The following is a 19,630-nucleotide window of genomic DNA, read 5'->3' as shown; positions in this document are numbered from 1 at the left end:
GCTCGGAATGCTCAAGAACCATCCCGAGTACGTCGCGGCCTACTACGGCGTCCCGGCGGCGGGGATGGCGCTGGTGTTCCTCGACTACCGGCTCAGCCCGCGCGAGGTCGCGCTCAACCTGGACGACTCCGCCCCGACCGTGCTGATCACGGAGCTGAAGTACCTCGAGACCGCGCGGCGGGCGATGGCGGACGTGCCGTCGATCCGCACCCTGGTCTGCCTCGACGGTCCCGCGGACGGGGCGCTGAGCTGGGCGGACCTCCTCGGCGACGACGTCGATCCCCCGGCCGTGGACGAGCACGAACCGGCCTGGCTGATCTACACCTCCGGCACCACCGGGCGGGCGAAGGGCGCGGTGCTGACCCACCGCAACGTCGTCGCCGCGGTGATGAACTCCCTGATCAGCTGGGAGCACGACCACGATCCGGGCGTCGCGCTGATGCCGTGGCCGCTGTGCCACATCGCCGGCTACGGCGTGCCCATGGCCCATCTCAAGGGCGACGTGCTGGTCCTGCTGCGCCGCTACGACGCCGTCGGGTTCCTGGAGGCGGTGCAGACCCACCGCGTGCGGCAGACGTCCGTGGCCCCGACGATGCTCGCGATGCTGCTGCGCCATCCCCGCTTCCCGGAGTTCGACGTGTCCTCGCTGCGCCGGATCAGCTACGGCTCCGCGCCGATGCCCGCGGCCGTGCTGCGCGAGGCGATGGCCGCGCTGCCCGAGGTGCGGTTCCAGACGGGCTTCGGGATGACGGAGCTGGCGGGCAACGTGATCAGCCACGGCTCCGACGACCACGTCCGGGCCCTGGAGTCCGACGAGTCCCTGCTCACGAGCGTCGGGAAGCCCCAGTACCTGACCGCGGTCCGGATCGTGGACCCCGACGGCGACGACACCCCGGACGACGAGGTGGGCGAGCTGGTGATCCGCGGCGACCAGGTCTGCGCGGGGTACTGGAACCGCCCCGACGCGACGGCCGAGGCTACGCACGGCGGCTGGTTCCACAGCGGTGACCTGGCCCGACGGGACTCCCGCGGCTACTACTACATCGTCGACCGCAAGAAGGACATGATCCTCACCGGCGGCGAGAACGTGTACAGCCGCGAGGTGGAGGAGGTCCTCCACCAGCACCCGGACGTGGCGGCGGCCGCCGTCGTCGGGCAGCCGGACGAGGTCTGGGGCGAGCTCGTCGTCGCGGTGCTGGAGGCCCGCGACGGGCATACGGTCACGAGCGAGTCGGTCCGGGAGTTCTGCCGCGGGCACCTGGCGGGCTACAAGATCCCGCGGCGGGTGGTGGTCGTGCCCGAGCTGCCGCGCACGACGTCGGGCAAGGTCGGCAAACCCGAGCTGCGCAGGCTCGTCGCGGTCCAGGAGGAGGTGGTGTCGTGATGGAGCTGGTCGCCGAGGGACTGCGGTTCCCCGAGGGACCCGTCGCGCTGGCGGACGGCTCGGTCGTGCTGGTCGAGATCCGACGGCGGACGCTGTCGCGGGTGTGGCCGGACGGCGAGATCGACGTCGTCGCGGAGCTGGGCGGCGGCCCGAACGGGGCGGCCGTGGGCCCGGACGGCGCCTTCTACGTCTGCAACAACGGCGGCTTCGAGTGGCATGACCGGCCCGACGGGCTCGTCGCCCCCGGCCACCAGCCCGCGGACTACCGCGGCGGCAGCATCCAGCGGGTCACCCTCGACGGGGACGTCAGCACCCTCTACACCGAGGTCGACGGGCGCCCGCTCAACGGCCCCAACGACATCGTGTTCGACACCGCGGGCGGGTTCTGGTTCACCGACCTGGGCAAGAACCGCGGGCGCGAGATGGACGTCGGGCGGCTCTGCTACGCCCGTCCGGACGGCTCGTCGATCACCGAGGTCGTGCACCCGCTGATGACGCCGAACGGGGTCGGGCTGTCCCCGGACGGCACCCGGCTCTACGTCGCCGAGACCCAGACCGGCCGGGTCTGGGAGTGGGCGGTGACCGAGCCCGGCAGGCTCGGGCCGTGTGCCGGGCCGCCGCGCGGGTCCGGCGGGGCCCACCTGCTGCACGGCTTCGGCGGCTACCAGATGCTGGACTCGCTGGGTGTCGACGGCGCGGGCAACGTCTGCGTCGCCACGCTGATCACCGGCGCGGTCAGCGTCATCCGGCCGGACGGCACGCTGGACCGGCGGATCGCGGTGCCCGAGGCGGACCCGTACGTGACGAACGTGTGTTTCGCGGGCGGGGACTCGCACACGGCCTTCGTGACGTCCTCGGGCCGGGGCAGGCTCTACCGCACCGAGTGGCCGTACCCCGGCCTCGATCTCGCGTTCCGCGCATGACCACGACGTTCGGTGGCAGTCTCCGCGCGGAGACCACGGCCCGGCTCACCGGTCCCGGCGGCGAGTTCGCGCTGGTGGACGCCGAGGTCCGCGGGGTGCCGTGGCGGGTCTACGAGCGCGGCCCGCACACCCTGCGCGAGCTGGCGGAGCTCGCCGCGACCTGGGGCGAGCGGGTGTTCACCGTCTACGGCGAGGAGCGGGTGACCTATGCCGAGCACGCCGCGCAGGTCCGCGGTCTCGCCCCGCTGCCGGACGTGCCGGTCGACCCGGACGACGACGCCACGATCCTCTACACCTCCGGCACCACCGGGCGTCCGAAAGGGGCGGTGGGGACCCACCGCAACCACTGCACGAACATCCTGAACACGCTGCTCGGCGCGCGGGTCACGGCGACCATCGCCCATGGCGGGGTCCCGCCCGAGCCGGACCCGGCCGCGCCGCAGCCGGGCGGGCTGTGCACCTTCCCGCTGTTCCACATCGCCGGGATCACCAGCCTCACGTTCACACCGCTGACCGGCGGCAAGCTCGTCACGCAGTACCGCTGGGACCCGGCGGAGGCGGTCGAGCTCGTCCGCCGCGAGCGCCTGACCGGCGTCTCGGGGGTCCCGACGGTCGGGCGGCAGTTCGTGGAGCGGGCGGTCGGCGAGCCGGGGTTGGAGACGCTGACCGCGCTCAGCATGGGCGGCGCGCCGATCCCGCCCGACCTCGTCGGGCTGGTGGACACGCAGTTCGCCGCGCCGGTCTCGTCGGCCAACGGGTACGGGCTCACCGAGACGACCAGCGCCGTCGTCGCGAACGGCGGGCAGGACTACGTGAGCCACCCGGACAGCGTGGGGCGCCTGGTCCCGGGCGCGGACCTCCGGATCGTCGATCCCGGCACCGGCGAGGACGCCGAGCCGGGGGAGGTCGGGGAGCTGTGGTTCCGCGGGCCCAACGTGGTCCGGGGGTACTGGAACAACCCCGAGGGCACCGCCGCGGCCTTCACCGACGGCTGGTTCCACACCGGTGACCTGGGCGTCGTCCGGGACGGCTGGGTGTACGTCGTGGACCGGATGAAGGACGTGGTGATCCGCGGCGGCGAGAACATCTACTGCGCCGAGGTCGAGGCGGCGCTGTTCGAGCACCCGGCGGTCGCGGACGTCGCGCTCGTGGGGGTGCCGCACGACCGGCTCGGCGAACAGGCCGTGGCCGTGGTGACCACCCGGGCCGAGGTCACGGCCGAGGAGCTCCAGCAGCACGTGCGCGCGCGGCTGGCCGGGTTCAAGGTGCCGGAACGCGTCGTGTTCCGGGCGGAGCCGCTGCCGCGCACACCCAGCGGCAAGGTACTGAAGCGCGAGCTGCGCAGGGAGGTCGACGGATGACGGACGTCGGGTACGAGGTCGACGGGCACGTGGGGGTGATCACGATCGCCCGACCCGAGGTGCACAACGCGCTGCGCCGCCGGACCTACGCCGAGCTCGAGGAGCTGGTCCGCGGCACGACCGCGCGGTGTCTGGTGATCACCGGGGAGGGGCGGTCGTTCTGCTCCGGCGACGACGTCCGCGAGCTGATGGTGGACCGCACCGAGCGGCCCGCCCCGCGGCTGACCCCGGCGGCGGGCGCACTGCTCACCTCGACCGTCCCGATCGTGGCGGCGGTCAACGGGGCCGCCGTCGGGTGGGGCATGGAGATGGCGCTGATGGCGGACTTCCGGGTCGCGGCGCGGCGGGCGAGGTTCGGCGAGCTGTTCGTCAAGCGCGGGCTGTGCAGCGACGTCGCGGGGATCTCGCGGCTCGCCCAGCTCGTCGGGCGGGAGAAGGCGGCGGAGCTGCTGTTCACCGGGGACGTGATCTCCGCCGAGGAGGCGGGCCGGATCGGGCTGGTCGGCAGGGTCGTGGACGACGAGGAGCTGCTGCCGACCGCGCTCGACCTCGCGCGGCGGGTGGCGGCGAACCCGCCGCTGGCGGTGGCGGCGCTCAAGCAGGGCCTGCGCGAGGCGCTGGACCCGGACTGGTCCGACCTGGGCCGGTGGGTGAGCACCCGGCTCGGGGAGCTCGTCGAGACCGAGGACCACCGCGAGGGTGTCGCCTCGTTCCTGGAGAAGCGCGAGCCGAGGTACGTGGGCCGATGACCGCCGCACCGACCGGCCTGAAGACGCACGCGGTCTCCCGCTGGCTCGCCGAGAACCTGCCCGGCTTCGCCGAGCCCGCCGAGTTCACGCTCGTCGCGGGCGGGCGGTCCAACCTGACCTACCGGATCACCGACGCGGCGGGGCACGTCTACGCGCTGCGCCGACCCCCCGTCGGCAACGTGTTGGACACCGCCCACGACATGGGGCGGGAGTGGCGGTTCGTGTCGGCGATGGTCGGCACCGGGGTGCCGGTGGCGACCCCGCGCGCGCACTGCACGGACCACGCGGTCACCGGCGCCGAGTTCACCGTGATGGACTTCGTCGACGGCCGGGTGCTCGCCTCGGTCGAGGACGCGCTGGAGCTGAGCCCGCGGGCCCGGGCCCGGGCGGGGGAGCAGACCGTCGAGGTGCTGGCGGCGCTGCACGCCCTCGACCCGGACGAGCGGGGCCTGCCCGGCTCCCGGCGCGGGTTCGTGGAGCGCCAGCTCGCGCGCTGGCACGACCAGGTGCGCGCCACCGGCGTCGAGGGGGCCGAGCTGGCCCTGTTCGACGAGGTGCACACGGTCCTGGCCGAGCACGTCCCGACCGAGTCCCGCGGGATCGTGCACGGTGACTACCGGCCGGGGAACCTGTCCTTCGCCCCCGACGGCACCATCGTCGCGGTCTTCGACTGGGAGCTGTCCACGACCGGTGACCCGATGGCGGACCTGGGGTACCTCGTGTCGCTCTGGCACGAGCCCGGGGACGAGCTCGTCGAGGGCGCCGACCCCGGCCCGACGACGGTGCCCGGCTTCGGCGACCGCGCCGCCGTCGTCTCCCGGTACGCCGAGCTGACCGGCCGGGACGTCTCCGGGCTGGGGTACTGGGTCGCCTTCCACCGGTGGCGCAGTGCCTGCATCGCCGCGGGCGTCCGCGCGCGGTACCTCGCCGGGGTGATGGCGGACGACGGGCACCTGGAGCGGATCCGCGCCGACATGGCCGCGGGCAGGCTGCTGGCCGAACCGGCCCGCCGCGCCCTCGCCGAGGCGGGGATCAGCTGATGCGGTGGTCCACGATCCGCAGGACGATCTTGACGTAGTGGTCGATGAGCTCGTCGGTGGTCACCGCCCCCTCGGGGCGGTACCACTCGGCGATCGCGTTGCAGGCCGCCTGCGCGGCGCGGCGGGCGTCGACCGGGTCGTCGCAGTGGAAGACGCCCTGCGCGACGCCCGCATCGACGATGTCCGACCAGATCGTGGACGCCTTGACCCGCAGCTCCTTGAGCCGCTCGGCGTGCTCGGGCTCGAGGTTGCGCCACTCGCGGTTGGAGATGTTGCTCTCGGTCTGCCGCTCGACCCGGTACAGCACGGTGGCGCCGACCAGCGCGGCGAGCCGGGTCGCCGGGTCGTCCCCGACACCGGCCAGCGCCTCGTCGCAGCGCCGGAAGTAGTCCAGGGTGTTCTCCTGGATCAGCGCCGCGAGCAGGTCCTGCTTGCTGGGGTGCCAGTAGTACAGCGCGGAGAGCGAGAGCCCGGCGCGGCGGGCGATGTCCCGGATCGAGGCGCCGTGGTACCCCCGCTCCTGGAAGACCTCCCTGGCGGCGGTCGCGATCGCCTCGCGGCCGCCTCCGCGGGGGATGGGGCCGTCGGTCGGGACTGCGGTGCTCACCGCAGCAGGATAGTGGGCGCGGACCCTTCTGGCCGTCCACCCACGGTGTTAACTTAACGATTGATCGATCAGGCGATGCGGGAGGTACCGAGCGTGAGCGATGTGGCCACCTATCGGGAGGAGCTGCGGGCGTGGTTGCGCGACCACGCCCCGGCTCCCGGACCCGCCACCGACATCGCCGCGGCGAAGGCCTTCCAGGCCGCGCTGTGCGAGGCGGGGTACGCCGGGATCACCTGGCCGCGGGAGGTCGGCGGGCAGGGCCTCGGTCCGGAGTACCAGCAGGTCTACAGCGACGAGGCCGCGGAGTACGAGCTGCCCGTCTACCCGTTCCTCATCGGGATGGGGATGTGCGGGCCCACGCTGAACGACCTCGGCACCCCCGAGCAGCGCTCGCGCTACCTCCCGCCGCTGCTGCGCGGGGACGAGATCTGGTGTCAGCTGTTCTCCGAGCCGGGCGCGGGCTCGGACGTCGCGTCGCTGCAGACCCGGGCCGTGCGGGCGGATGACGGCTGGGTGGTCGACGGGCAGAAGGTCTGGACCACCAACGCCCAGTGGGCGGACTACGGCGCGCTCCTCGCCCGCACCGACCCGGACCGCCCGAAGCACTCCGGGCTGACCATGTTCGTGATCGACATGCACGCCCCGGGCGTGACCGTCCGGCCGCTCAAGGACATGTCCGGCCGCGCGCCCTTCAACGAGATCACGTTCGACTCGGTCCGGCTGCCCGCGGACGCCGTGGTCGGCGAGGTCAACGGTGGCTGGCACGCCGCGGTGACCATGCTCGGCCACGAGCGCGTGACCATCGGCTCGCGGCGGACCGCGAAGACGAACCCGCTGGACTACGCGGCCGTGCACGCGCTCGCCCGGGACCTGGGCGTCGACGTCGAGCCGGAGGTGCGGGCCCTGCTCGCCGAGCTGTACGCCCGCGAGCGGGTGCTGGAGCTGTTCAACGTCCGGGTGCGGCAGGAGACCGCGGCGGGCCTGCCGCCCGGGGCCCGCGGCTCCGTCGGCAAGCTGGCCGGGGCGATGCTGTCCCGGTTCGCGGTGGACGTGGTCGGCGAGGTCGCCGGGCCCGCCGCCGCGGGCTGGGACGACGAGCGCGGGGACGCGCTCGCCGTCGCGGTCACGTCCAGCCCGTCCAGCGGGATCGCCGGTGGAACCAACGAGATCCAGCGCGGGATCATCGGCGAGCGCATCCTCGGGCTGCCGAAGGAGCCCGCGGTGGACCGTGGTGTGCCGTTCCGCGAGCTGAAGGTGGGGACCCAGCGGTGAGGCTGCTACTCGACAAGGAGCAGGAGGCGCTGCGCGCCGCGGTCCGCGAGCTGCTCGCCGACCACTCCGACACCCGGGCCGCGATGGACAGCCCCGAGGGCGTCGACCGGGCGCTGTGGACCCGCCTCGGCCGCGAGCTGGACGTGCTGGGGCTGGTGGTGCCGGAGGAGCTCGGCGGGGCCGGGGCCGGGCACGTCGAGCGGGCCGTGGTGGCGGAGGAGCTGGGCCGCGCGCTCACCCCCTCGCCCTTCCTGGCCTCCGCGGTGCTGGCCACGGACGTCCTGCTGGCGCTCGGGGACACCGCGCTGCTGCCGCGGATGGTCACCGGGGAGCGGATCGTCGCGGTGGCGGCCGCGGAGCCGGGTTCCCCCTGGGGACCGGGTGGGACCACCGCGACCGAGACCGCGGACGGCTGGACGCTCGAGGGGCGCACGACGCCCGTCATCGCCGGGGACGTCGCGGACGAGTTCCTCGTGCTCGCCACCACGCCGGAGGGGCCCGCGTGGTTCCGGACCACCGAGGTCACGAGGAGCACGCTGACCACACTGGACCCGACGCGCAGGCTGGCGGCGATCACCTTCACCGGGGCGCCTGCGGTCCGCCTCGCCGGGGACGCCCTGGCGGTGCGGGACCGGGTCGCCGACCTCGCCGCCGTCGCGCTGGCGGCGGAGCAGCTCGGCGGACTGCGGAAGGTCCTGGAGACCACCACGGAGTACGCGAAGATCCGGGTGCAGTTCGGCCGGGCCATCGGCTCCTACCAGGCCGTGAAGCACGGGCTGGCGGACATCCACGTCGACTGGGAGCAGGCGCTGTCCGCGGTCCGCTACGCGGCCTGGACCGCGGACGAGGCGCCGGACGAGCTGCCGGTCGCCGCCGCACTGGTGGCCACCTTCGTCGGCCCGGCCTACTTCCGCGCCGCCGCCGCAGGCGTCCAGTTCCACGGCGGGATCGGCTACACCTGGGAGCACGACGCCCACTTGTTCTACAAGCGCGCCAAGAGCACCGAGCTCCTGTTCGGCCCGCCCACGCGGCAGCGCGCGCGGCTCGCCGACGCGCTCGGAATCCGACGGAAGGACCTTGCATGACCGACACGACCGAGGCAGCGGTCCTCACCGACCTCGTCGACGGCGTCCTCACCATCACGCTGAACCGCCCCCGCCGCAAGAACGCGTTGGACGCGGAGGCCTGGGATGGGCTGGAGGCCGCCCTCGCGCGGGCGACGCGGGAGGAGGGGATCCGGGTCGTCGTGGTGACGGGTGCCGGTGGCGACTTCTGCGCGGGCGCGGACCTGTCCGGCGGGCCTGCCGCGGGCCATCCGCTGGCCCGGATGCACCGCATCCACGACATCGCACTGGCGCTGCACTCGCTGCCCATGCCGACGGTCGCGAAGGTGTCCGGCGTGGCCGTCGGCGCGGGGTGCAACCTGGCCATCGGCTGCGACCTCGTGATCGCCGGGCGGACCGCGCGGTTCTCCGAGATCTTCGCCCAGCGCGGCCTGTCGCTGGACTTCGGCGGCTCCTGGCTGCTGCCCAAGATCGTCGGGCTGCAGCAGGCGAAGCGGCTGGCGCTGCTCGCCGAAGTCATCGGCGCCGAGGAGGCGAAGGAGATCGGGCTGATCACCTACGTCGTCGACGACGCCGAGCTGGACGCGAAGGCGGACGAGCTGGTCGCCACGCTGGCCGCGGGCGCGCCGGTCGCGCTGGCGCAGTCCAAGGCGCTGCTCAACGAGGCCGCCGACCGCACGCTGCGGGAGGCACTCGAGAGCGAGAGCCGGGCCCAGGCGATCAACTTCGGCGGCTCCGACCCGGCCGCGGCGTTCGAGGCGTTCATGGCCAAGCGCAAGCCGGAGTTCACCGGCGAGTGGACGGCGAAGTGACCGGCTACACCGAGATCGCGTACGACGTCGCGGACGGCGTCGCGACGATCACGCTGGACCGCCCGGACCGGCTCAACGCCTTTACCGCCCAGATGATGCGCGAGCTGGTGTCGGCGTACGCCGAGGCCGACCGGGACGACGACGTGCGCGCTGTCGTGGTGACGGGGCGGGGGCGTGGGTTCTGCGCGGGTGCGGACCTCGGTCGCGGCGGCTCGACGTTCGACGCCGACGACCCGGAGCGCGCCGCGGAGCGCGCGGACTTCGGCACGATCGGCGGTGCGCCGCGAGACGGCGGCGGCATCGCGTCGCTGGCGAGCGCCGCCTGCCGCAAGCCGGTGATCGCGGCGATCAACGGGCCCGCCGTCGGCATCGGGGCCACGATGACGCTGCCGATGGACATCCGGATCTGCTCGGAGACCGCCCGCTTCGGGTTCGTCTTCGCACGGCGCGGGCTGGTGCCGGAGGCGGCGTCGAGCTGGTTCCTGCCGCGGGTCGTCGGGATCTCGCAGGCCATGGAGTGGGTGGCGACGGGGCGGGTGTTCGACGCGCCGGAGGCGCTGGCCGGGCGCCTGGTGTCGAAGGTCCTCCCGCCGGACGAGCTGCTGCCCTACGCCTACGGCCTCGCCCGGGAGATCGCGGACAACACCTCGGCGGTGTCGGTCGCGCTGTCCAAGCAGATGCTGTGGTCGATGCTCGGCGCGGACAGCCCGTGGGAGGCCCACCGCGTCGACTCGGCGGCGATCGCGCACCTGGGGCGCAGCGCGGACGCCCGCGAGGGGGTCAGGTCCTTCCTCGAGAAGCGCCCGCCCGCGTACCCGGACACGGTGAGCAAGGACTACCCGGAGCTCCTGGACCGCTGGCCCGGGGAGCAGCCGGTCTCCTGATCCCGTCAGTCGCGGCGTTCCTCCCGGTCACGGGAGAAGCCGAGTGCGCCGATCAGCGGGATCAGCAGGAACGCCAGCCACGCCATCGGCACGTGGGCGGCGCTGAGCACGAAGAACAGCACCACCGCGAGGATCGGGCCCGCCGCGGCGATCCGGGCGGCGGCGCCGGAGAACCGGCGCTCCGGCTCGGCCGCCGGGCGGGGCGAGACGGCGGACTGCGCCGACCGCGCGGGCTGCTGCCCCGGCAGGTCCGGATGCGGTGCGGGCAGGTCGGTGAACAGCGCGGCGATGTCCTGGGCGGTCACGGCGTTCGCCGCGGTCGCGGAGCGGTCCGCGTACTCCTCGACGCCCAGCCTGCCCGCCTCGAGGTGGGCGTTCAGCGCCTTCGCGGCGGACTCCCGTTCGGCGGTCCCGATCCTGATGCCCTCGCCCATGGGGGTGATCCTAGAACCACTGGTAGGCGGTGCGGGACAGGGCGAAGCCGTGGCCGCTCGCCCCGATCCGGCACTCGACGCCGGTCTGCCTGCTGGTGCACGTCACGTCCCCGACCCGCAGCGACCGGCCGTAGTCCAGGATCGGCCCGGTGCCGAACACGGTGTCGCCGTGGCACACGAAGTCCGCCCGCGCGGTGCCGCTGATCGCGATCGCGTCCCCCCAGACGCCCTCGCAGTCCGCGGGGCGGTCCGGGACCGTCGTGGGGTCCCAGGCGGACTCGGCGATGTCGCAGCGCACCGCCTGCGGCTGGAGGTAGCAGGCGATGTTGCCGCTCGGGCTGACGAGGCCGACCGGCTCGGCCGAGACCTGGACGTCCGTGCCGGTGGGCGGGGCCGCCGACACGGCGGGGGCGGTCGTGGCGGGTGGCTGGGTCGTCGTCGGGGGAGCCGCGCCGGGGTCCGGGCCGCCGCCCCGCAGGGCCATCGCCGTCAGGACCCCGGCCACCCCCAGCACGGCCACCACCGCGCCGACCGCGACCGGGACCCGCCAGCGCGGGGGACGCTGCACGGGCCTGCCCGGCGCGGGCGTCAGGGTGGCGGGCAGCCACCCCGCCTGCGGGCGGTCGTCGGCGCCCGTCGACAGGGCCGCGCGGACGGCCGCCGTGTCCGGCCGCCGGGTCGGGTCGCGGTCCAGGCAGGCCCGCACGAGGCCGAGCAGCGGCTCGGGGATCCCGTTCAGGTCCGGCTCGGTGTGCACGGTCCGGTAGAGCAGGGCGGCGGAGTCCCCGGACCCGAACGGCGCGCGGCCGGTCGCGGCGTAGGCGAGGCAGCCGCCGAGGGCGAAGACGTCCCCGGCGGGTTCGGACCGGGCGTGGGTGATCTGCTCCGGCGCGATGAACCCCGGCGACCCGACGACGGCGCCGGTGCGGGTCAGCACCGTCGCGTCCGCCGCGCGGGCGATCCCGAAGTCGATGACCTTCGGCCCGTCGACGCCGAGCAGGACGTTCGCGGGCTTGAGGTCGCGGTGCACGATCCCGGCGGCGTGGATGGCGGCGAGCGCCTCGGCCAGCCCGATCCCGAGCATCCGGACCTGCTCGACGGGCATCGGCCCGTGCAGCCCGACCGCCTCTCGCAACGAGGGCGCCGGGATGTACTCGGTGGCCAGCCACGGCGGGTCCGCCTCGGGATCCGCCCCGAGCACGGCGGCGGTGTACGGGCTGCGCACCCGGGACGCCGCCTCGATCTCGTGCCCGAACCGGGCGCGGAACTCGGGATCGCCCGCGAGGTCCGAGCGGACGACCTTCACCGCGGCGGTCCCGGCCCGCCCCCGCCCGAGATAGACCCGCCCCATGCCGCCCTCGCCGAGCAGGCGGGTGAGCGTGAAGCCACCCACGGAGCGGGGATCGGGCACGGCCCGAGCCTAAGCGGTCAGGTGGTCGTCTCCGGCGCTGGGCTCATGTGGTCGCCTCCGGCGCTGGGCTCACGTGGTCGCCTCCGGCGCTGGGCTCATGTGGTCGCCTCCGGCTCCGGGATCGACACCGGGGTGCCCCAGTCCCGGTAGTCGGCCGTGACCGTGAGCTCACCGAGCCCGGGCAGGGTCTGGCGGGACTCGCTGCGCAGGGGGCGGTTGGCGGCGTCGATCCACAGGGTGGACGAGATGCGGGTCAGGCCCCGCTGCACCTGCTCGGTCAGCGCCGCCCGGACGGCCGGGTCCGGCTCCTGGTCCGCTGCCCGCACGAGGTCCACGACCACCAGGTACCGCACGGCGGGCATCCCCGCGACCGTGTCGTCCACGGCGTCCGCCACCAGGGCGGCCTCGCGGAAGTGCGCCAGGTTCGCGGTGGGGTCGGCGGTGTCGGTGAGGTTGACCGCGACCGTGGCCCACTGTTTCTCGGTGGTGCCGGTGGGCGCCTCGTCGATCCGCGTCCACACGCCCGCGACCTGCTGGAAGACCTGGCCGCCCGGCCGCACGACCATGGCCGAGCTCTGCGCCCGCCCGCCGACCGTGACGGTCTGGGTGAACCTCGCGCTCACCCCGCCGCCCTGCTCCACGCGCAGCGCCCCGTCCCCGACGACCTCGGCCGGGGTCCCCGCCGCGTCCAGCTGCCCGGTGAGCCGCAGGACGGCGGTGCGGTCGGTGTTCCGCCGGGTGCTCACGGCGGTGAGGAGGTCCGCGGTGGCGTAGTACTTCGGCAGCCCGGGGACGACCGTCTCGTCCGAGTTCCCGCGGGCGCAGGACACCACCGACGCGAGCACGGCGAGCAGCGCGAAGGCGATGAGGACCAGCGTCCCCGCCCCCTTGCCCTGCCCACGTCCGCGTTCGCGCACCGAGACCCCTCACGGAATGAGCTTCCGAGGCTAGCGCTCGGCGGGCGGCGCTCCCGGCGGAGCGGCGCGGAGTGCGACGAGTACGCGCCGCAGCGCGCCGAGCCGACCCGGTCGCAGTGCCCCCGCGGTGACCAGCGCGTCGAGCGCGCACTCCGGGTCGGCGGGCGGCCCGAGGTGTCCACAGCCCCGTGGACAGTCCTCCACGGCGGCGGCGAGGTCGTCGAACGCGGCGATAACCGCGTTCGGGGTGACGTGCGCGAGCCCGAACGACCGCACCCCGGGGGTGTCCACCACCCAACCGTCGGCCAGGGGGAGGGCGATCGCCGCGACCGTCGTGTGGCGGCCCTTGCCGACGCCCGAGACCACGCCGGTGCGTTGCACGGCGTCCGGGACGAGCGCGTTGACCAGCGTGGACTTGCCCACCCCGGAGTGCCCGACCAGCGCGGAGACCCGCCCCTCGAGCAGCGCGCCGAGCTCGGTCGGGAACTCGCCGCGCCGGGTCACCACGACCGGGAACTCCAGGTCGGCGTACTGCTCGGCGAAGGGCGCGGGATCGGCGAGGTCCGCCTTCGTCAGGCAGAGCACCGGTTCGAGGCCGCCCGCGTACGCCGCGACCAGGCAGCGGTCCACGAACCCGGTGCGCGGCTCGGGATCGGCCACCGCGGTGACGATCACGAGCCGGTCCGCGTTCGCCACGACGGTGCGCTCGAACGAGTCCGTGTCGTCCGCGGTGCGGCGCAGCACGGTGCTGCGCTCCTCGACCCGCACGATCCGGGCGAGGGTGTCCGGCGCCCCGGACAGGTCCCCGACCAGCCCCACCCGGTCCCCGACGACGATCGGCGTCCGCCCCAGCTCGCGCGCCCGCATCGCGGTGACCGGCGGGCGGTCCGGGTCGCCGCCCGGCGCGCAGGTCCACCGGCCGCGGTCGACGACGGTGACCATCGCCTCCTCGGCGTCCGCGTGGTCCGGGCGGCGTTTGGTGCGCGGGCGGGTGCCGCGCCCGGGGCGGACGCGGACGTCGGACTCGTCGTACTCGCGGGGCATGGGCGCGGCGTCAGCTCACGAGGGCGGCCCAGCGCCCCGGGAAGTCCGGGATGGTCTTGTCGGTGCAGGCGACGTCGTCGACGGTCAGCCCGCGCACCCGCAGCCCGACGATCGCGCCCGCAGTCGCCATGCGGTGGTCGGCGTAGGCGCCCCACGGCCGGTCGGTCGCGGCCAGCGGGGCGGGCCGGATCGCGAGCCCGTCCGCGGTCTCCTCGACCTCCGCGCCGAGCGCGGCCAGCTCGGTGCGGAGCGCGGCGAGGCGGTCCGTCTCGTGCCCGCGGATGTGCGCGACGCCGCGGATCACGCTGGGCCCGTCCGCGAGCGCGGCCAGCGCGGCGACCGTGGGGGTGAGCTCGGAGGCCTCGTGCAGGTCGACGTCGACGCCGTGCAGGTCCCCGCCCGCGACCCGCATGCCCGCCGCGGTCGAGGTGACCGTGGCGCCCATCCGCGCCAGGACGTCGAGGATCTCGGCCCCGGGCTGGGTGGACCCGGCGGGCCAGCCTGCCACGGTGACCTCCCCGCCGGTGGCGGCCGCGGCGGCGAGGAAGACGCTCGCGTTGGACAGGTCGGGCTCGACGGCCCAGGTCCGGGCGGCGATCGGGCCCGGCTCGACGCGCCAGGTGTTCGCCTCCCCGCTCGACTCGGGGTCGTCCACCACGACCCCGGCCTCGCGGAGCATCGCGACGGTCATCTCGATGTGCGGCAGGCTCGGGACGGGCTTGCCGTCGTGGTGCACGGTCACGCCCTTGTCGTACCGGGCGCCGGAGAGCAGCAGGCCGGACACGAACTGGCTGGACGCCGAGGCGTCGATCGTCACGTCCCCGCCGGTCAGCCCGCCCGCGCCGTGCAGGACGAACGGCAGCCGGTCCCCGTCGACGACGGCGCCGAGCGCCCGCAGGGCGTCCAGCACGGTGGACATCGGGCGCTCCCGGGCGTGCGGGTCCCCGTCGAAGACGACGGCGCCGTCCGCCAGGGTGGCGGCGGGCGGGACGAACCGCATGACCGTGCCCGCCAGCCCGCAGTCGACCGCGCCCCCGCCCTTCAGGGTGCCGCCGTCGATCGTCACGGTCTCCCCGTCGACCTCCACGGCGAGCCCGAGCGACCGCAGCGCCCCGCACATGAGGGCGGAGTCCCGGGTGCCGGGCACCCCGTGCACAGTGGACCGGCCGTACGCAAGCCCGGAGAGCAGCAGCGCGCGGTTGGTCACGGACTTGGACCCCGGCACGGAGACGGTGCCGCGGACGGGGCCGTCGGGGGTCGGGGCGGGCCAGGGGAGGGACACGCCCCCATGATTCCGCATGCGCGACGGACTGTCGGTGCCGCGTGCCACGATGGAGCCATGTGCGGGAGGTACGCCTCGACGAAGGCGCCCACGGACCTGGCGGAGGAGTTCACCGCGGTCGACGCCGTGACCGAGAAGGCGGGGGAACCGAAGGGGCCGGACTACAACGTCGCGCCCACGCGGGACGTGGTGGCCGTCGTGCAGCGGCACCCGCGAGACGCCGACGGCACGCCGGACCCGGACACCATCGAGCGCTCGCTGCGGCTGGTGCGCTGGGGGCTGGTGCCGAGCTGGGCCAAGGACCCGTCGGCGGGCGCTCGGATGATCAACGCGCGCAGCGAGACCGCCGCCGAGAAGCCCGCCTTCCGGCGCGCGCTGGCCGCCCGCCGCTGCCTGCTCCCGGCGGACGGCTGGTACGAGTGGCAGCGGCGCGCCGCCACGAAGGACCACAAGGCGAGCAAGCAGCCCTACTTCACCCGGTACACGGACGGGCGGTCGCTGGCCATGGCCGGGTTGTGGGAGTTCTGGAAGCCCCGGAACGACGCCGCGGACGAGCTGCTCGAGAAGTACCCGCACGGGCTGGTCACGGCCACGGTGCTCACCACCGAGGCCGTCGGTCCGCTCGCGCAGGTGCACGACCGGATGCCGCTGGTGCTCCCGAGCGAGGCCTGGGCGGCCTGGCTGGACCCGGACACGGACGCGACGGACTCCGAGGTCCAGCGATGGCTCGCGCCGCCGTCGCTGGATCTCGTGCACAGGCTGGAGATCGTGCCGGTGTCGGACAAGGTGAACTCCGTCCGGAACAACGGCGCGGAGCTGCTGGAGCCGCTGGACCCGAGCCGGGTCGAGGAGCCGATCCAGCTCGACCTGCTGTCGTGAGCGACCTCCCGAACCTCCCGCCCGCCGAGACGCGGGAGATCGACACTCCGCACGGGCCTGCGCGGGTGCACGTCCGGCTCGCGCCGGAGGCCCGGGGGACCCTGGTACTGGGCCACGGTGCCGGGGGCGGGGTGGACGCGCCGGACCTGCGCGCCGCCGCCCGGGCCGCCCTCGCCGCCGGGGTGTCCGCGGTGCTGACCGAACAGCCCTACCGCGTCGCGGGCCGCCGCGCACCGGCTCCGGCCGGGCAGCTGGACACCGCATGGCTCGCGATCGTCGCCGAGCTCACCGGTCCGCTGGTCTTCGGCGGCCGCAGCTCCGGTGCCCGCGTGGCGTGTCGGTGCGCCGCGGAGGGCAAGGCCGTGGGCGTGTTCTGCCTCGCCTTCCCGGTCCACCCGCCGGGGAAGCCGGAGAAGCACCGGATGGCCGAGATCGACGGCGTCGAGGTCCCGGTCCTGGTCGTTCAGGGCGCCCGGGACCCCTTCGGCATGCTCGAGAGCACCGACACCCGGACGGTCGTGGTGGTGGAGGGCGACCACTCGCTGCGCAAGGCGAACGCCGAGATCGAGCGCGTCCTCCCGGAGTTCCTCGACCGCCTGCTCGCGTGACCCGGGCCGAGGTGACTCAGCGGGCCGCGATGTCGGCGAACTGCGCGCCCGCCGCCGCCACCAGTGCCTCGGGGGAGAGCTCCACCTCCAGGCCACGCCTGCCTGCGCTGCAGAAGATCGTGGCGAAGCCGCGGGCGGAGGAGTCGACGACCACGGGCAGCCGCTTCCTCTGGCCCAGCGGGCTGATCCCGCCCGCGACGTAGCCGGTGGCGCGCTCGGCCGCGGCGACCTCGGCCATCGCGGCCTTCCTGCCCCCGCGGGCGGCCGCGAGCGCCTTGAGGTCGAGGGTCGCGGCGACCGGCACCACCCCGACGGTCAGGTGTCCGTCGACCGTGGCGACGAGCGTCTTGAACACCCGCGCGGCGTCCAGCCCGAGCGCGTCCACCGCCTCCCGGCCGTAGGCCACGCCCGCCCCGTGCTCGTACGCGTGCAGCGTGAACTCGATCTTCTGCCTGGTCAGCAGCGCCGTCGCCGGTGTGCCTCGCCCCGCCACAGTCCGCCCCTCCCGAGAAAAACGCCCACCGACCGGGAATCCTCGACCGGCCGATCCTGTTGTGACCGTACGTGACACAGGCACTGATGGAGTCCCCACGCTCCGCGACGAGGATCGACGTCGCGGGCTCCGTCTCCGCGCCGCCGAGACGGCCGGGGGGAGTGCGCGTACGCTCGTTCCTCGCAGACTCGCAGGTGACCGCACGGGCGGTCGAGGGGGAGAGGAGCGCGGTGCCGGACGAGACGCAGTCCGAACAGCAGGAGATCGACCGGGCGCCGGAGGAGACGGAGTCCGAGCGCGCGGCCCGTTTCGAGCGGGACGCCATGCCCATGATCGACCAGCTGTACGGCGCCGCTCTGCGGATGACGCGCAACCCGGCGGACGCCGAGGACCTGGTCCAGGAGACCTACCTCAAGGCGTACTCCGCGTTCCGGACCTTCCGCGAGGGCACGAACCTCAAGGCCTGGCTGTACCGGATCCTGACGAACAGCTACATCAACGGGTACCGGAAGAAGCAGCGCCAGCCGCTCCAGTCGCCGACGGACGAGATCACGGACTGGCAGCTCGCCCAGGCCGGGCAGCACTCGTCGACCGGGCTGCGCTCGGCCGAGGTCGAGGCGATGGACAACCTGCCGGACTCGGACGTCAAGGAAGCCCTTCAGCGGCTTCCGGAGGACTTCCGGATGGCGGTATACCTGGCTGACGTCGAGGGCTTCGCGTACAAGGAGATCGCCGAGATCATGGGTACGCCGATCGGCACCGTGATGTCGCGGCTGCACCGCGGTCGCAGGCAGCTCCGGGACATGCTCACCGACACCGCGCGCGAGCGCGGCTTCATCCGGGGCGAGCAGGAGGTGACCAGCTCATGAGCTGCGGGAACCACCACGACACGGACTGTTCCGAGGTACTCGCCGAGGTGTGGCTGTACCTGGACGGGGAGTGCGACCAGCAGCGCCGCGCGGTCCTGGTCCAGCACCTGGACGAGTGCTCGCCGTGTCTCGCCGAGTACGGGCTGGACGAGAAGCTCAAGCAGCTCCTGGCCCGCAAGTGCAGCGGCGACAAGGCCCCCGAGGGTCTCAAGGACCGGCTGCGCAGGCAGATCCTGGAACAAGCCGAGGTGAGCGTGGAGACCGGGCCGGGCGGCACGACCGTCGAGGTCCGCACGTCCCGCGTCGAACGCAGCATCTGACCCCGGACGCACAAACGGCACTTTTGTGCGGACCTGCCGCACAAAAGTGCCGTTCGTGCATTCCGGGCGGGCCTCAGGTGTTGGGCCGCTTGCCGTGGTTCGCGCCGCCCTTCTTGCGGTCGCGACGCTTACGTGCGCGCTTCGACATGCTCAACCCTCCTTCACACCGTGTGGTCTGACGCCATCCTCCCACGTGGTTGGATCGAGCCGTGTCGACCCTGAGCGAACTGCTGGCCGAGCACACGAGCCTGCCCGGGGACGCCGTCGACCACCTGCAGCGCGTGGTCGCGGAATGGCAGCTGCTCGCGGACATGGCGTTCGCGGACTTCCTGCTGTGGATCCCCCTCCCGCACGACGCCGACCAGGCGATGGCGGGCGGTCCCACCGAGTTCCTGTGCGTGGCCCAGGCCCGGCCCACCACCGCGCCCACCGCGCACTCCGAGGACGCCGTCGGGTTGCGCGTCACGCCGCGGGACAACCCGCAGCTGCGCCGGGCGGTCGTCGAGGGCCGGATCTGCCGCGAGGAGGAGCCCCGCTGGCACTTGGAGGTCCCGGTCCGCCGCGAGACCATCCCGGTGCGCCACGGCGGCCGGGTCATCGCGGTGCTCTCCCGCGACACCAACCTCGCCATGCCGCGCGTGCCCAGCCCGCTGGAGATCGCCTACCTCGGCAGCGCGTCCGACCTCTGCCAGATGATCGCGGACGGCACCTTCCCGACGACGGCGGCCTCCGCGGGCGCGGACACCAGCCCCCGCGCGGGGGACGGCCTGATCCGGCTGGACGCCCACGGTCTCGTCGCCTACGCCAGCCCCAACGCGCTCTCGGCCTACCACCGGATGGGCCACGACACCGACCTCGTCGGCGTCCCGCTCGGCCCCACCACCAAGTCCCTGGTGCGGGACCCGTTCGACGCCAGCGAGGTCGCCGCCCGCATCCAGGCCGCGCTCGACGGCCGTACCTCCCTGCGGATGGAGGTCCGCACCAAGGGCGCGGTGATGCTCGTCCGGGCGCTCCCGCTGCGGCCCCGCGGTGATGCGGCCGGTGCGCTGGTGCTGGTCCGCGACATCACCGACCTGCGCAGGCGGGACCAGGCGCTGCTGAGCAAGGACGCGACGATCCGGGAGATCCACCACCGGGTCAAGAACAACCTGCAGACGGTCGCGGCGCTGCTGCGCCTGCAGGCCCGCCGCACGGAGATCCCGGAGGCCCGGCGCGCGCTCGAGGAGTCCGTCCGGCGCGTCACGAGCATCGCGCTGGTGCACGAGGCCCTGGCCTAC

The 19,630-nt window shown here is 74.2% G+C and carries 22 protein-coding genes; 14 read left to right on the top strand and 8 right to left on the bottom strand.

Annotated elements, in window-relative coordinates; genetic code table 11:
* The first annotated feature begins 7 nt into the window (after positions 1-7).
* The 5 genes from ABD993_RS18980 to ABD993_RS18960 are packed head-to-tail and all read left to right on the top strand — an operon-like array spanning position 8 to position 5,457.
* Positions 8-1,384 carry an AMP-binding protein gene (locus tag ABD993_RS18980; RefSeq protein ID WP_345419940.1) on the top strand — a complete coding sequence of 459 codons (1,377 nt, stop codon included), beginning with the start codon at positions 8-10 and terminating at the stop codon, positions 1,382-1,384.
* Positions 1,384-2,307, top strand: a complete 924-nt coding sequence (locus ABD993_RS18975; RefSeq protein ID WP_345419999.1) for an SMP-30/gluconolactonase/LRE family protein — start codon at positions 1,384-1,386, stop codon at positions 2,305-2,307. Before ABD993_RS18980 ends, ABD993_RS18975 begins: the two co-directional genes overlap by 1 nt.
* The gene (locus tag ABD993_RS18970) at positions 2,304-3,668 is read left to right on the top strand and encodes a class I adenylate-forming enzyme family protein (RefSeq protein WP_345419937.1); all 1,365 of its coding nucleotides are present in this window, start codon (positions 2,304-2,306) and stop codon (positions 3,666-3,668) included. The genes ABD993_RS18975 and ABD993_RS18970 overlap by 4 nt, the downstream gene beginning before the upstream one ends.
* The gene (locus ABD993_RS18965) at positions 3,665-4,417 is read left to right on the top strand and encodes an enoyl-CoA hydratase/isomerase family protein (RefSeq protein ID WP_345419934.1); all 753 of its coding nucleotides are present in this window, start codon (positions 3,665-3,667) and stop codon (positions 4,415-4,417) included. Before ABD993_RS18970 ends, ABD993_RS18965 begins: the two co-directional genes overlap by 4 nt.
* Positions 4,414-5,457 (top strand): phosphotransferase family protein, encoded by a 1,044-nt coding sequence (locus ABD993_RS18960; RefSeq protein WP_345419931.1) that lies wholly within the window; start codon positions 4,414-4,416, stop codon positions 5,455-5,457. The genes ABD993_RS18965 and ABD993_RS18960 overlap by 4 nt, the downstream gene beginning before the upstream one ends.
* Here ABD993_RS18960 and ABD993_RS18955 read toward each other — a convergent pair.
* Positions 5,450-6,064: a TetR/AcrR family transcriptional regulator gene (locus ABD993_RS18955; protein ID WP_345419928.1), complete on the bottom strand. Its 615-nt coding sequence runs from the start codon at positions 6,062-6,064 to the stop codon at positions 5,450-5,452. The two genes, ABD993_RS18960 and ABD993_RS18955, sit on opposite strands and share 8 nt — an antisense overlap.
* Before the next feature lie 93 nt (positions 6,065-6,157).
* Between ABD993_RS18955 and ABD993_RS18950 the strand changes: the two genes are divergently transcribed.
* The 4 genes from ABD993_RS18950 to ABD993_RS18935 are packed head-to-tail and all read left to right on the top strand — an operon-like array spanning position 6,158 to position 10,096.
* Entirely contained in the window at positions 6,158-7,336 is a 1,179-nt protein-coding gene (locus ABD993_RS18950) for an acyl-CoA dehydrogenase family protein (RefSeq protein ID WP_345419925.1), read from the top strand.
* Entirely contained in the window at positions 7,333-8,421 is a 1,089-nt protein-coding gene (locus ABD993_RS18945; RefSeq protein ID WP_345419922.1) for an acyl-CoA dehydrogenase family protein, read from the top strand. The genes ABD993_RS18950 and ABD993_RS18945 overlap by 4 nt, the downstream gene beginning before the upstream one ends.
* Positions 8,418-9,212, top strand: a complete 795-nt coding sequence (locus ABD993_RS18940) for an enoyl-CoA hydratase/isomerase family protein (RefSeq protein ID WP_345419919.1) — start codon at positions 8,418-8,420, stop codon at positions 9,210-9,212. The genes ABD993_RS18945 and ABD993_RS18940 overlap by 4 nt, the downstream gene beginning before the upstream one ends.
* On the top strand, positions 9,209-10,096 hold the full coding sequence (locus tag ABD993_RS18935) for a crotonase/enoyl-CoA hydratase family protein (RefSeq protein ID WP_345419916.1): 888 nt from the start codon (positions 9,209-9,211) through the stop codon (positions 10,094-10,096). The genes ABD993_RS18940 and ABD993_RS18935 overlap by 4 nt, the downstream gene beginning before the upstream one ends.
* 5 nt (positions 10,097-10,101) lie before the next feature.
* Here ABD993_RS18935 and ABD993_RS18930 read toward each other — a convergent pair whose 3' ends face one another.
* From ABD993_RS18930 to aroA, 5 genes are all read right to left on the bottom strand, one after another.
* Positions 10,102-10,530 (bottom strand): DUF1707 SHOCT-like domain-containing protein, encoded by a 429-nt coding sequence (locus tag ABD993_RS18930; protein ID WP_345419913.1) that lies wholly within the window; start codon positions 10,528-10,530, stop codon positions 10,102-10,104.
* A 10-nt stretch (positions 10,531-10,540) separates the two neighbouring features.
* Positions 10,541-11,941: a protein kinase domain-containing protein gene (locus ABD993_RS18925; RefSeq protein WP_345419910.1), complete on the bottom strand. Its 1,401-nt coding sequence runs from the start codon at positions 11,939-11,941 to the stop codon at positions 10,541-10,543.
* A 95-nt stretch (positions 11,942-12,036) separates the two neighbouring features.
* Entirely contained in the window at positions 12,037-12,858 is an 822-nt protein-coding gene (locus ABD993_RS18920; protein WP_345419907.1) for an SCO4651 family lipoprotein, read from the bottom strand.
* A gap of 30 nt (positions 12,859-12,888) precedes the next feature.
* Positions 12,889-13,902 (bottom strand): ribosome small subunit-dependent GTPase A, encoded by a 1,014-nt coding sequence (rsgA, locus tag ABD993_RS18915; protein WP_345419904.1) that lies wholly within the window; start codon positions 13,900-13,902, stop codon positions 12,889-12,891.
* A 10-nt stretch (positions 13,903-13,912) separates the two neighbouring features.
* Positions 13,913-15,202 carry a 3-phosphoshikimate 1-carboxyvinyltransferase gene (gene aroA / locus ABD993_RS18910; RefSeq protein ID WP_425569048.1) on the bottom strand — a complete coding sequence of 430 codons (1,290 nt, stop codon included), beginning with the start codon at positions 15,200-15,202 and terminating at the stop codon, positions 13,913-13,915.
* Between the two features lie 39 nt (positions 15,203-15,241).
* Between aroA and ABD993_RS18905 the strand changes: the two genes are divergently transcribed.
* Positions 15,242-16,063 carry an SOS response-associated peptidase gene (locus ABD993_RS18905; protein WP_345419898.1) on the top strand — a complete coding sequence of 274 codons (822 nt, stop codon included), beginning with the start codon at positions 15,242-15,244 and terminating at the stop codon, positions 16,061-16,063.
* Positions 16,060-16,671 carry an alpha/beta hydrolase family protein gene (locus ABD993_RS18900; protein WP_345419895.1) on the top strand — a complete coding sequence of 204 codons (612 nt, stop codon included), beginning with the start codon at positions 16,060-16,062 and terminating at the stop codon, positions 16,669-16,671. Before ABD993_RS18905 ends, ABD993_RS18900 begins: the two co-directional genes overlap by 4 nt.
* 16 nt (positions 16,672-16,687) lie before the next feature.
* Here the strand turns inward: ABD993_RS18900 and ybaK are convergent, their stop codons facing one another.
* Positions 16,688-17,164 carry a Cys-tRNA(Pro) deacylase gene (gene ybaK / locus ABD993_RS18895; protein WP_345419892.1) on the bottom strand — a complete coding sequence of 159 codons (477 nt, stop codon included), beginning with the start codon at positions 17,162-17,164 and terminating at the stop codon, positions 16,688-16,690.
* A 263-nt stretch (positions 17,165-17,427) separates the two neighbouring features.
* On the opposite strand from ybaK, the gene ABD993_RS18890 reads away from it, so the two are divergent.
* Complete coding sequence (locus ABD993_RS18890) at positions 17,428-18,033, top strand: sigma-70 family RNA polymerase sigma factor (RefSeq protein ID WP_425569051.1); 606 nt, start codon at positions 17,428-17,430, stop codon at positions 18,031-18,033.
* The gene (gene rsrA, locus ABD993_RS18885; RefSeq protein ID WP_345419888.1) at positions 18,030-18,353 is read left to right on the top strand and encodes a mycothiol system anti-sigma-R factor; all 324 of its coding nucleotides are present in this window, start codon (positions 18,030-18,032) and stop codon (positions 18,351-18,353) included. Before ABD993_RS18890 ends, rsrA begins: the two co-directional genes overlap by 4 nt.
* Before the next feature lie 73 nt (positions 18,354-18,426).
* Here rsrA and ABD993_RS36795 read toward each other — a convergent pair whose 3' ends face one another.
* The gene (locus ABD993_RS36795; protein ID WP_370467464.1) at positions 18,427-18,501 is read right to left on the bottom strand and encodes a 50S ribosomal protein bL37; all 75 of its coding nucleotides are present in this window, start codon (positions 18,499-18,501) and stop codon (positions 18,427-18,429) included.
* Positions 18,502-18,562: 61 nt separating this feature from the next.
* Here ABD993_RS36795 and ABD993_RS18880 point away from each other — a divergent pair.
* The coding region (locus ABD993_RS18880; RefSeq protein WP_345419885.1) for a histidine kinase N-terminal domain-containing protein at positions 18,563-19,630 on the top strand (1,068 nt) is incomplete at its 3' end.

Source organism: Pseudonocardia xishanensis (genome assembly GCF_039541715.1).
GTDB lineage: Bacteria > Actinomycetota > Actinomycetes > Mycobacteriales > Pseudonocardiaceae > Pseudonocardia > Pseudonocardia xishanensis.
The sequence above is the reverse complement of the archived record's forward strand: the minus strand, read 5'-3'. Positions and strand labels throughout refer to the sequence as shown.